This is a genomic window from Planomicrobium soli (genome assembly GCF_003014655.1).
GTDB lineage: Bacteria > Bacillota > Bacilli > Bacillales_A > Planococcaceae > Planococcus > Planococcus soli_B.
In genome coordinates, this window is sequence record NZ_PYAT01000012.1 from 1 (window position 1) to 11793 (window position 11793).

The following is an 11793-nucleotide window of genomic DNA, read 5'->3' on the forward strand; positions in this document are numbered from 1 at the left end:
ATCTCCATACAGAAAAACACCTCCATAATTGTCGTTGTGACTACATACGACGATGGCGGTGTTTTTTCCTTGTCTCATTTTATTGGGTCACTCTATGAACGTTGCTTGCTTTTTCTTATTCCGCTTTATTTGATACGAACCACCAATTTCCCTTGTGCGTGGTGGGTTTCGCTTAATTTATGGGCATTTTTTAAACCTTTTTCGGTAAAGTCAAACGTCTCTCCAATAACCGCTTTCAGCTTGCCTGATTCGTATAAGTCAGCCAGCTTTTGAAGTTTTGCTCCGTCAGGTTCGAGAAAAAGATAACCGATTTCCACATCGTATTTTTTCTCTTCCCCTTCAGAAGGCGGTTCGATGATGGACACCAGCTTTCCTTTCGATTTTAATATACCAAAGCTTTTTGTCCGGATTTCTCCGCCCATGGTGTCTAGCACAATATCAAAATCACTGAGTACTTCACTAAAATCTTCATTTTTATAGTCGATCACTTGATCAGCACCCAATGATTCGAGCAACTCTGCGTTTTTTTCGCTTGCAGTTGTTGCAACAAATGCGCCGAAACTTTTGGCAATTTGAATAGCGAAAGTCCCAACACCGCCGGCTCCCGCATGAACCAGAACCTTGTCGCCTTCTTTGACTCCTGCAATTTCTACAAGCCCTTCCCATGCAGTCAAGCCTGTCAACGGAATCGCCGCTCCTTCTTCAAAACTCATTGTTTCCGGCATTTTCGCAAGCAAGTATTCTTCCACTGGGACATATTCTGCGTATGTTCCTTGCCGTGTAGTCAACGGCCTCGTAAATACCCGGTCACCGACTTCGAATTTTGTGACATTTTTGCCTCTTTCTGCAATAACTCCAGCAGCATCCCAGCCTAGGATAATGGGAAACTCAAACGGCAACATTTCTTTCAAATATCCCTCACGTAGTTTCCAATCTATCGGATTGATGGAAGTCGCATGAATTTCAAGCAAGACTTGATCGTCGTTAATCACCGGGCGCTCCAATTCGAGCTCTTTCAATTCTTCAATTCCGCCATACTGTTCGATAACAATTGCTTTCATGAATGATTCTCCTTTCTTTCCTTTTACCATATTACCCAGCATTGATTGATTGTATGCAATTAACAATATGGATGATATTCAAAAGTCTCTGTTTGGTTTTATATATACTGCCCCTATGGTAACTTACAAAATAAACATTTTCTTCGACCAGTTCTCCTTTTCCATATTTCAAGAATTCTTCTCATGTTATATTAGAATTTCTAAACCCCACTCTCTTTAAAGGAGACAGATCATGGAAGCTCTCATAGCAAGTGCTTTTTCAACTCTCATCATTTTTATAACGGTTTTTTCTATCATTAAAATTCTTATTATCGGCCTTCAGCGCAAAGAAATCTTACGCCGGCAGTTTTTCGTTTTTTCCGGTGCCGTTGTATTCACTGGAGCGATGGCTGCATTCCTGTTGCCAGCAGGCTTTGCCAAACTAGCGGGAATTTTACTGGCCAACTAACATAGAAAGAGGACAGCTCTTTGATGCTAGAGCTGTCCTCTTCTTTTTCATTCTTACCACTTTACCAATAATAGATAATCTCCATCTGTGTCACTGCAGCCTTCCACCACGTAGTCTGTTCGCTCTGCTGTTTCAGTTTCTTTTATTGCCGTACAAGCCATTTCTATAATTTCACCAGAACCGAATTTGTCTTCCGTATAATCTACAATCATCTTTAGTTTGCTTCCATCAAAGTCAAGGTCCTGGTAAATCGGGTCACCCTCTGTAGTAAAAGAGGTGATTCGAATTTTGTCGGCTTTTCCTTGTTGGACATTTGTTAAAAATGCTGTAAACCGTTTTTCATTTTCCAGTTCACTATGCCGTTCTACCACGATATCCTCTGGCTCTACTTTTTCCTGGCACCCTCCAAGAATTATTAGAATTACAACGCAGCCTGCTATTAACCCCTTTTGCATATCGCTCATCCTCTTTTTCCATTAGACGCAGTAGAAACGATTAAATTACGCAAAATCAAAAAATTATTTCAGCCACTCTTCGAAAAATCCGCTATGATCTTCTTTAAAATGATCATTGAAAAATGCTATAAAGGTTTCGGTATCGACATTTTGAAATTGATATTCTTCATAATAAGCTGCCAAAAACCGGAAAGCTTCTTCTTCTCCGCCATGCTCATTGAAAAAATCCCGTAAGATGATCGGGGTTTTCCCGTAAATGGTTGTAACATATTCAATTTCCTCATATTCATCTAAAGGGAGGTTGCTGTATTCGTTTGTTCCTTCATAACTTGCCATGTCGGCAGCAGATCCAAAGCCATAGTCCTCACTGCCAAAACGGTCAGCTAAAAATAAGGACGTTACATATTCCGTAATGCTTTCGTCCAGCCAAGCGTGCTCAAACGGATCGTTTGCCACGAGAAAATAAAACCATTGATGGCCAATTTCATGAACAAGTACGTTCTCCAAGTTTTCCTGATCAGATGCAACTTCTATAACATTGGGGTATTCCATGTAACCGTCATTGGCGATAATGTCCAACTCCTGAAACGGATTATCGCCTATTTTTTCTTCAAAGAAACTGTAAGCATCCACCGCCAGTTCCGCAGTTTCCTCCACTATATCCGATCCGACAGGAAAGAACATACGCAATTGGGTATCGTTCGCTTTCCTCGTCCGGGTGATCCATTCTTCCGGATCCATGAATGCTATATAAAAGTCCTTGATCCTTTCACCTTCCACCGTCCCGGAAGAACTTGGCTGAAGTTCACCATCGTCCGCTGAACTTGCCACAAAAAATTCCTGAGGAAGATCATATGACACTTTATATTTGCTGTAATTGGTGTGATAGGATTCACCTTTCAAATCAAAGTCTTCTATTGTCCATCCGTTTTGATAGAAACCGAGCATCGGATACCACTGAGCCAAAAAATAACTGGCGCCGTCTTGCGAAAGCCGCAGCCCTTCTTTTGGAAGTCTTAGCGTGTAATCAATTTTCAAGCGCTTTTCTTCTCCTGGTTCTAATTCTTCTTGGAGTTCGATCAATAGCTGATTGTTTTCCAGGTCATAACTTAATGTTTCTCCTGAAGCGGATACAGACGAAATGGAAGTTATAGCCGGGTCTTGCATCAAACCCGGCGTTTCTTCTTCGTTGATGGCATTAGGAATAAAATAAAAACCGACCGTTTCCCAATCATCTTTCGATCTGTTCTCAACATCGATTTCTGCACTGATGCGAAACAAGTCTCCTTCATCAAGTTCTATCTGCATATTATAGGAAGCGCTGGCTTCCGGGTCTAATTTGCCTTCTTCAGAGCCGCTTGTCATTTGAGATATAATAAAAACCGCAGCACTTAGAATAACAATAAGAATCCCTGCACTTCCAATCAGCCATTTCTTCTTTTTAGTCATTTTCATCCCCGCTCGCTCAAGTTTCTCGTCTTTTGCACCTTTTATCCTTATCCAAATATTACCTTGAATTAGGCATGTTAACAATGCTTGTAAAATGATTTAATTTTTAAATGCCGAGTTCTTTTTAACACCCGAAGCCAGCCTATGGTATTATGGACAGTGTTCGAAAAAAAGAGGTTCGCAAACTCCCTCTCAAAAAAACTAAGGAGTCAGATAAAATGAAAAACGAAAAAGCGGTTGTCGTATTCAGCGGCGGCCAAGACAGCACCACGTGCCTTTTTTGGGCATTGCAGAACTTCGGTGAAGTTGCAACAGTGACATTCGACTATGGCCAACGCCATTCGGCTGAAATTGAAGTAGCGCGGAAAATCGCCGATGAACTTGGCGTGAAGTTTAAAGTATTGGATATGACGTTGATCAACCAACTGTCTGCCAATGCATTAACACGGGCCGATATAGACATTACAGCAAAAGAAGGCGAACTGCCTTCCACATTCGTGCCTGGAAGAAACTTGTTGTTCCTATCTTTTGCCGCAGTATACGCGGACGCCATCGGATCGCGCCATTTGATCACAGGCGTCAGCGAGACCGATTTCAGCGGTTATCCGGATTGCCGCGACACGTTTATCCGTTCTTTGAACGTATCCTTGAACTTGGCAATGGACAAGCAATTCATCATTCATACGCCGCTTATGTGGTTAGATAAAGCAGGCGTTTGGGAATTGTCCGATGGACTTGGGGCGCTAGAGTTTGTCCAAGAAAAAACGTTGACATGCTATGAAGGAATTCCCAGCACCGGCTGCGGCGAATGCCCTTCCTGCAAATTGCGGAACGAAGGCTTGAAAACATACTTAGTTCAAAAAGCGGCAGGTGCCGTGGAATGATGCAGCAATTTTATCCTTCTCCCCTACATTCCTACCGTTTTGAATTAAATAAAGACATGAACTTCTCTGCCGCGCATTTCATTCCAAGTGAGGAAGCTGGAAAATGCCAAGCAGTTCATGGCCATACGTATTTTGTAAATGTTACGATCGGCGGCAATGAACTTGATTCGATCGGATTTTTAATTGACTTTAAAATAATAAAAGATGTTGTCCATAAAAAATACGACCACTCTGTTCTGAATGACCATCCGGAATTCAAAGACAAATTTCCGACTACGGAATTATTGGCTGAACAGATTTGGAACTCGATCCAAGAAGTTTTAGATACGCGAAGCAACCGGCCCCAATGCCTGCAAGTGATTGTTCGTGAGACACCTACAAGTTATGTTGTTTATCGCCCGAGACAGGAGGAATTGGCATGAAGATTCCGGTAATGGAAGTGTTCGGTCCGACAATCCAAGGCGAAGGCATGGTTATGGGCCAAAAAACAATGTTTGTCCGTACAGCAGGCTGTGATTATTCCTGTGCATGGTGCGATTCCAGTTTCACATGGGACGGCACCGGCAAAAGCGTTTCAAAACAGCCGCAGGAAATTATAGAAGAGCTTCGGCAAATCGGCGGAGAATCCTTCTCCCATGTAACGATTTCCGGCGGCAACCCGGCCCTTCATAAAGGAATTGGCGAACTGGTCGATCTCTGCCATCAGAACGGATGGAAAGTGGCCGTCGAAACACAAGGCTCCATGTGGCAAGAATGGCTTCGAAATATTGATGACATTACGATTTCTCCAAAACCTCCGAGTTCCGGCATGAAAACCGATTTCGGCAAATTGGACTTCTTCATGGAGAATTTGGCAGACGCCAATGCCAGTTTGAAAGTGGTCATTTTTGATGAAGAAGATTTCAAATACGCAGAAGATGTTCATCTGCGCTATCCAATGGTTCCGTTCTTTTTACAGACAGGCAACAGCGATACGGTTACAACCGATGATGCCCGTCTCGTCCAGGACCTACTGGAACGCTACGAATGGTTGATCGACATATCGGTAAATTCAACGATCATGAACGATGCCAAAGTGCTTCCGCAGCTCCATACACTTGTATGGGGAAATAAGCGCGGGGTTTAAAAAGGTTGAAAGGCATAATAGCCTTTCAACCTTTTTGGATTAGCGGTAATCTAATGACTCTATATACTTTTCCTTTCCTCTCCTTAAAATCCATATGAAGTTATCAGCGAAATTTTCACAATGCCCGGCGCTGCATGTATAGCAGAATGCCGAGAATAGAGAAAAAGTAAGTTGCAAAATACAAAAAAAGCCCTTTGTTCCGAAGAACAAAAGGGCTTTTAAGCTTTGCTTTTTAAACTCCACCAGTTGGCGGTTTTTTGTTTTCAGCTTGCGATTTTGCTTCAAATCGTTCCAATTGGCGTTTCGCAAAGTCGCGGCCGCCGATACCGAAAGCTACTGCGAAAGCTACTGACAATCCGGCAATGATGAAAAGGAATGCCGTGTTGACAATGCTAGTCGCGAAGTTCAATTGATCTAGCGTCATAAATACCGCGATGATCATGACTGCGTATTTCACAATTGCACCCATGATGCGGTTGCCAGAAGCCTGGTTTACATAGTTGCCTAATAAGTTACCTCCAACTAACCCAAGGCCCAGAATGATCAAAGCGCTCAAGATGTTTGGCAAGTAACTGATAACAGATTCACCAATGTTGTTCAGCACATCCAGTTGCAGCACGTTCAATGCTTCAACTGTAAAGAAGATGATGATCAACGTTTGAACAACTTTACCGACGATATTCGCTAAGTCGAATGAAGGAGTTTTAGACTTGCTTCCAGTGTTCAAGTACTGGGAAACGTTGTCGATTCCAGTGCCTTTCAACAGGCTGGTCAACAATTCTCCTACAAACTTACCAATTGCTACCCCTACAAGAATCAGGATAACTCCAACAAAGATATTGGGAATCATGTTCAATACTTGATTCAGCATTGCAGTAATCGGCTGTGCAATGGTATCGATGTTCAGCGTTTCTAAAGCGATTGTAACGATTGGAATAAGTACTAAGATAAAGACAACATTGCCCAATACGTTTGCTAAGGTATTTTTATCTGCACCTGTCGTACTTTGTTGAGCTGCTGATTTGTTCGTTAATTTGTTGAACCATTTGTCGATATTAATCGTTGATAAAACAGTCACCACAAGATTTTTGACAAACTTTGCAACAAAATAACCAATTACGAGAATAACGATTGCCGTCAATAGGTTTGGCAGGAATGCCAACAATTTGTTCATCATGTTGGTAATCGGTGCCGCAACTGTTCCCATGTTCAATTGATCCAGTACGCTCGGGATGAAAAGAATAAAGACTAGGTAGTAGAATATTTTCCCGATTGACTTTAACTTGCTGTCTGCGTCTCTTTCATCAGCTGCCATATGGCCTCTGACCATTGCACGCCGAGCCCCCAGTTTTCTTAACCCTTTAGTAAAAATTGCTCTAACAATGCTTGCAACAATCCATGCTACAATTAGCAGCAAGATAGCACCGATGACATTTGGCAAAAAGTTCACGATGGTCGTAAACATGTCACGAAATGCGCCCGTTACTTGGTTCGTATTCATCTTTCGTTCCCCTTTCCAGTTTTGGATTTATTTTATGGTGCTACTTCAATATTCCCAAGTAACCCTTCTACAAACCAAAAATACCTTATTCTTTATAATATTCTGACTTTTTGATGCAAATTACTTATAATGTTGTACATGGTATAACTTTATAAGTATTGGTTTTTGACAATGAATGTACTTTTTCAAATATAATATTTTACGTAAAGATTATTAAAAGGACAAACTGAAGCCATTGATCTGTTTTATTCCAAATAAAAAACCGGCCCCATGGCCGGTTTTCTTTACACGCCCATTTTACGGCGTGTATTGCTTACTTTTTTCGTCTGCTGGCTTTTCATTTTTTTGGTTTCTTTAGATGCATTGGCTCCGCCTTGGTTATTGGAAGCTTGATTTTTCTTTGCTTCCAGTTGGCGTATTACCGCTTCCTGCAAACTCATTTTTTTGGGAGTTTCGTTGGATTCAGTCATATCTCATCCCTCTTTTCTGTTAAAAATTCCATTTCCCGGTTACTTCATATCTTTATTATACCACAATCACCTAATTCTATTCCTTATTTTCTTTGAACCAGCCGCTGACTTGCGAGAAGAACTTCGCCATCGACTCAGGTTTCGACATATTCGGAACACGCGCAAGCAATACTTCCTTCGGCGCTTTTACTCCGTCTTTTTTCTTTTGCAGTATCAAGATGCCTTTTGCATGTGCCGAGTTTTTAAAAAGGGTATTCGGCAATTCCATAACCGACTGGATATGAGCATGCTTTTTCAAGAACTTATGCAATTGCGGTGCTTGCGGCGATTCAAACAGGGCTTTCGGAATGACAAAAAACAAGTACCCGCCATCCACTGTGTGCTTTAATGATTGTTCGATAAACAAATGGTGCGCATACGACATGCCTTCATCCGCTTTCAGGTCATATGTGCTGGCATTTTCATCATCCGGATAATAACCGACCGGCAAGTCGGAAACGACTGCATCAACCGGGTCGATCAAAAGCGGCTGCAGAGCATCTTGCAGATACAATGTCACCGGCTGTTCAACAAGGTTTCCGGCATTCGAAGCCAAACGGATCAGCAGATCATCAAGCTCCACTCCAGCCCCTGTAATACGCCCATCCAGATAATTCATCACCGTCAGCAAAAGATTTCCTGTGCCGACAGCGGGATCAAGAATGGTCATTTGTTTTTCTTTCATAAACAATTCCACCAAGTACCCCATCAATAATCCAAGAGCATCCGGCGTCATTTGATGATGCGGCTGGACATGCTCTTTCATGCCTTTTAAAACAGCCAATTGAATCGCTTTGCGGATATCTTCCTTGCTTGCTTGTTCTGTTGGTTGGATATGCCCATCAAGCCAGCTTTCCGTCACAGTCAACAAGCTTTCCAAATAAGAAAGGTCTTGGTCTTTCTGGATTGCAGTAGCATTTGCATCAATAAAGTTGAATATTTTTTCCATAGCTGAATTCATAACGTTTTTCTCCATCCTCAATAAGGAAACCCACTCGGAAGGAGTGGGTTTCTTTTATTTGTTTGTCAGTTCTTTTACTGCGCTGATTGCCTTATCGTAATCAGGATGGCTTGTTCCTTCCGGCACATATTCTACATAAGCTACCCGGTCGGTTTCGTCGATAACGAAAATAGAGCGTGCCAACAGCCGAAGCTCTTGCATCGTTACGCCATACGCTTCGCCGAATGACAAATCACGGTGATCGGATAACGTTGTAATGCCTTCCGTCCCATTTTCCTGTATCCAACGCTTTTGCGCAAATGGCAGGTCGGCAGAAACCGTTAACACTTCCACATTATCACCGAATGAGGCAGCTTCTTTTTCAAACCGCTTGGTCTGAAGAGAACAAACTCCTGTATCGAGCGATGGAACCACACTGATCAACCGGATTTTCCCTGCGCTGTCTTCTAGTGTTACTGGGCTCAAATCATTCGCAAGAGCAGTAAAGCCCGGGGCTTTATCTCCTTTTTTCACTTCGCGGCCCGGCAACGTTACCGGATTTTGCTTGAATGTAATTTGTACCAATCAAAACGCCTCCCTAATTCTATTCTTCACTTTACAATCTTACTAAAACGCTCTAGTCTCATGCAACTCGGAACTTTCGGGCTTTCGTTTTTGCACGATAGTCTGCTTTCGGTACGACTCCTCGTAAACTACTGTCGTATCGGCGATAAAATCATGGACGCCTTGCTTTAATGGAGTAAATCCGATAATCCAATAAAGCGGCCATATTGTAGCTGACAGGAAGCGGCCAATCCATTCACGGAACAAAAGCGTGGACCATGACAATTCATCCGTTTTTAACGAGACGACGCGAATACCTAGAATCATTTTTCCAACCGTCTGCTTAAAGTACTTTGTCATGAGCACGAAATAAGCGTAAAAGACGATGGCCGATAAAATTGCGTACGGCGCATACCATGCTGCAGAACTGGTTTCTAAACCAAGAAGCGCGAAAATCGGCTTGATCAAAATTGATGTTACCGAAAAAATAACAAGAAGATCGATAATATATGCCCAGAAACGGATCCAAAAACCCGCAGGTTTTCTTTCATAAAATAACACTTCTTCATAACTTGGCGCACTCGCTTGTACCGCCACCGGTTGTTCTTGCACGTGCATTTCTTCATTGTTTTGTTCTGTCATAAATCGACCCTCCTTATTTTTCGCCGTAAAGATACATCATGCGCGGAGAATTATAGTCAGTGAATAATTTCCCAAGCAACTTCGATTCTATATCATTGCCGAAAAAGGAATTAACTTTCATTGAGAACAATGATCCCCATCCTTGAGATGCGCCGTATTCGAAGACTTCTGCATCGCCTAAATCAAAATCACTTTTTATGTTGGCAATAACGTCTGCTTCAAAGCCGAAATCGTCAGCCAGTCCCGCTTTTACCGCTTGGCGTCCGCTCATGATACGCCCATCAGCATATTCTTTTACTTCTTTTTCAGACATGTTGCGTCCCTCTTCAATGATATCGACAAACGACTCGTACGATTCATTCAGCATTTCTTGAAGCAGGTCGCGTTCCGCGTCTGTCATATCACGTGTCGGGCTCATGATATCTTTGTAAGGGCCGGATTTGATCGTTACAAAATCGACGCCATATCGCTCCGCCAGTTTACCGTAATTGACGCTTTCCATAATAACGCCAATCGAACCCGTCAATGTCTCTTCGTTTACAAAAATCTTTTCTGCTGGAGCTGAAATGTAATATCCGCCTGATGCTGCCATTGCACCCATCGATACATAAATCGGCTTTTCTGTTTCATTTTGGATTTCTTTGATCTTGTTATAGATCTCGGCGGATTCTACAACACCGCCGCCTGGTGAGTTGACTTTAAGCAGAATCGCTTTAACGCTAGTATCCTGTTTTACTTGTTCCAACTGATCCATAAAAAAGCTATGGTTATAGCCGGATGATCCAAAAAGCGGGGAAGCATCTCCCGTGTCCTGAATAACGCCATCAACATTCAAGACAGCGATCCGGGAATCCATACTGCCTTCTTCAATCACGTACTCCATGTAACCTGAATCTGTTGGAGACATCAAGTCACTTAAACCGGAGTTCATATCCGATTGGAATAACGCAAAGGCTGAATTGATAACCATTGAAATTCCTAATAATACTGCTGCTGCAACAAGTGCAATCCATCTTTTTGTATTCATTTACACATTCCCTCCTCTATATCTTCTCTTTACTATACGGGAAAAGCCGCTGAATGTTTCATTTGTTTTTCATCTTTAAGCCGCAGCTTTTAGTTTGTCTTTTCTTGCCCCTCTTATTTGGATTACCTTGGACGCTGTAAATAAAATCAACGCACACCAGATTAACGAGAAAGCAATCAATTCAATTAACCCGAACGATTCACCGTAAATCAAGACACCAATAATCAGCATCAGAGACGGCGCAATGTACTGCAGGAATCCGATCATATATAGCGGTATGAGCTGGGCACCGGTTGCAAATAACACCAGCGGCAAAGCTGTAGCGGCCCCGCTCATGATCAGCAGCAGATCCGTCGAGCCGCTGCCGTGCAAAAAGGTTGCTTGCCCTGTATAAAAAAGATACACATAATAGCCAATTGCTACGGGCAGCACAAATAAGGTTTCTAGCGCCAATCCGCGCAGTGCGTTAAGCTTGACCGTTTTTTTGATCAATCCGTAAAACGCGAAAGAGAAAGCCATTCCAAAGGCCAGCCATGGGAAAGTACCATAAGAAACTGCCATAATAATTACACCCAATGCAGCTAAACCGAAAGCCGCTTTAATAGCCGGTGTCAGCTTTTCTTTCAAAAAGAAAACTCCCAGCAGTACCGAAACAAGCGGATTCACGTAATAGCCAAGGCTCGTCTCGACAATACGGTCGTTTGTTACAGCGAAAATATACAAGAACCAATTTATAGTGATCAAGTAAGATGCGGCCATCAACATGAAGAACATCTTTTTCGATTGCCACAATGTCTTTATATCTGCAAGGAGCAGCTTGCCGCCTTTTACAAAAAATATGAATGCCAAGGTTAACCAAAAAGCCCAGAAGATACGTGCAGTTAAAATTTCGTCACTTCCCACATGGCCTACTTGCTTCCAGTAAATCGGCAAAATGCCCCAAATCATATAAGTAAAAACTGTGTAGATCATCCCTTTTTTTTCTTCTGCCACACTTTTCGCACCACTCTTTATTTTATTTTGCCTTGCGAAATAACAAGGTTAATTATATGCCTGTGCATAGTGAATGTAAACCTAGCGGAATCGCGTTCCAGCGACAATGTTGTTTGGCAAGGTCTAGCAGAAACGAAAGAAACATTGTTTACTGAAATAAAAAGGATTCCGGAACAATTCCGGAATCCTTGGAC

General features: G+C 42.4%; 14 protein-coding genes and 1 riboswitch. Of the genes, 4 read left to right on the forward strand and 10 right to left on the reverse strand.

What is annotated here, in order from left to right; all coding sequences use genetic code 11:
• Positions 1-125: 125 nt before the first annotated feature.
• Entirely contained in the window at positions 126-1061 is a 936-nt protein-coding gene (locus B0H99_RS13885; protein WP_106534293.1) for an NADP-dependent oxidoreductase, read from the reverse strand.
• A gap of 232 nt (positions 1062-1293) precedes the next feature.
• Here B0H99_RS13885 and B0H99_RS13890 point away from each other — a divergent pair, with 232 nt between their 5' ends.
• Positions 1294-1509: a hypothetical protein gene (locus tag B0H99_RS13890; RefSeq protein ID WP_106534294.1), complete on the forward strand. Its 216-nt coding sequence runs from the start codon at positions 1294-1296 to the stop codon at positions 1507-1509.
• A gap of 53 nt (positions 1510-1562) precedes the next feature.
• Here B0H99_RS13890 and B0H99_RS13895 read toward each other — a convergent pair whose 3' ends face one another.
• A complete protein-coding gene (locus tag B0H99_RS13895) occupies positions 1563-1964 on the reverse strand; it encodes a DUF4362 domain-containing protein (protein WP_181313677.1) in 402 nt (133 codons plus the stop codon).
• Between the two features lie 63 nt (positions 1965-2027).
• Entirely contained in the window at positions 2028-3413 is a 1386-nt protein-coding gene (locus tag B0H99_RS13900) for a M1 family metallopeptidase (RefSeq protein ID WP_106534296.1), read from the reverse strand.
• A 167-nt stretch (positions 3414-3580) separates the two neighbouring features.
• Positions 3581-3624, forward strand: a riboswitch (PreQ1 riboswitch).
• Between the two features lie 7 nt (positions 3625-3631).
• Here B0H99_RS13900 and queC point away from each other — a divergent pair.
• From queC to queE, 3 genes are read left to right on the forward strand one after another with little or no spacing between them, the layout of a single operon-like run.
• The gene (gene queC / locus B0H99_RS13905) at positions 3632-4297 is read left to right on the forward strand and encodes a 7-cyano-7-deazaguanine synthase QueC (protein WP_106534297.1); all 666 of its coding nucleotides are present in this window, start codon (positions 3632-3634) and stop codon (positions 4295-4297) included.
• Positions 4294-4719 (forward strand): 6-carboxytetrahydropterin synthase QueD, encoded by a 426-nt coding sequence (gene queD, locus B0H99_RS13910; protein ID WP_106534298.1) that lies wholly within the window; start codon positions 4294-4296, stop codon positions 4717-4719. The genes queC and queD overlap by 4 nt, the downstream gene beginning before the upstream one ends.
• Positions 4716-5423 carry a 7-carboxy-7-deazaguanine synthase QueE gene (gene queE, locus B0H99_RS13915; protein ID WP_106534299.1) on the forward strand — a complete coding sequence of 236 codons (708 nt, stop codon included), beginning with the start codon at positions 4716-4718 and terminating at the stop codon, positions 5421-5423. The genes queD and queE overlap by 4 nt, the downstream gene beginning before the upstream one ends.
• 232 nt (positions 5424-5655) lie before the next feature.
• On the opposite strand, the gene B0H99_RS13920 is transcribed toward queE, so the two are convergent.
• The 7 genes from B0H99_RS13920 to rarD all read right to left on the reverse strand — a co-directional run bounded on the left by B0H99_RS13920 (position 5656) and on the right by rarD (position 11599).
• On the reverse strand, positions 5656-6924 hold the full coding sequence (locus B0H99_RS13920) for a mechanosensitive ion channel (protein ID WP_106534300.1): 1269 nt from the start codon (positions 6922-6924) through the stop codon (positions 5656-5658).
• Positions 6925-7208: 284 nt separating this feature from the next.
• On the reverse strand, positions 7209-7394 hold the full coding sequence (locus B0H99_RS13925; protein WP_106534301.1) for a hypothetical protein: 186 nt from the start codon (positions 7392-7394) through the stop codon (positions 7209-7211).
• Positions 7395-7470: 76 nt separating this feature from the next.
• Entirely contained in the window at positions 7471-8394 is a 924-nt protein-coding gene (locus B0H99_RS13930; protein ID WP_106534302.1) for a class I SAM-dependent methyltransferase, read from the reverse strand.
• A 54-nt stretch (positions 8395-8448) separates the two neighbouring features.
• The gene (tpx, locus tag B0H99_RS13935) at positions 8449-8958 is read right to left on the reverse strand and encodes a thiol peroxidase (protein ID WP_106534303.1); all 510 of its coding nucleotides are present in this window, start codon (positions 8956-8958) and stop codon (positions 8449-8451) included.
• Between the two features lie 42 nt (positions 8959-9000).
• A complete protein-coding gene (locus tag B0H99_RS13940; protein ID WP_106534304.1) occupies positions 9001-9579 on the reverse strand; it encodes an RDD family protein in 579 nt (192 codons plus the stop codon).
• 13 nt (positions 9580-9592) lie between these two features.
• Positions 9593-10606, reverse strand: coding sequence for a signal peptide peptidase SppA (gene sppA / locus B0H99_RS13945; protein ID WP_106534305.1), 1014 nt, complete (start codon positions 10604-10606; stop codon positions 9593-9595).
• Between the two features lie 75 nt (positions 10607-10681).
• Complete coding sequence (rarD, locus tag B0H99_RS13950) at positions 10682-11599, reverse strand: EamA family transporter RarD (RefSeq protein WP_106534306.1); 918 nt, start codon at positions 11597-11599, stop codon at positions 10682-10684.
• Positions 11600-11793: the final 194 nt, after the last annotated feature.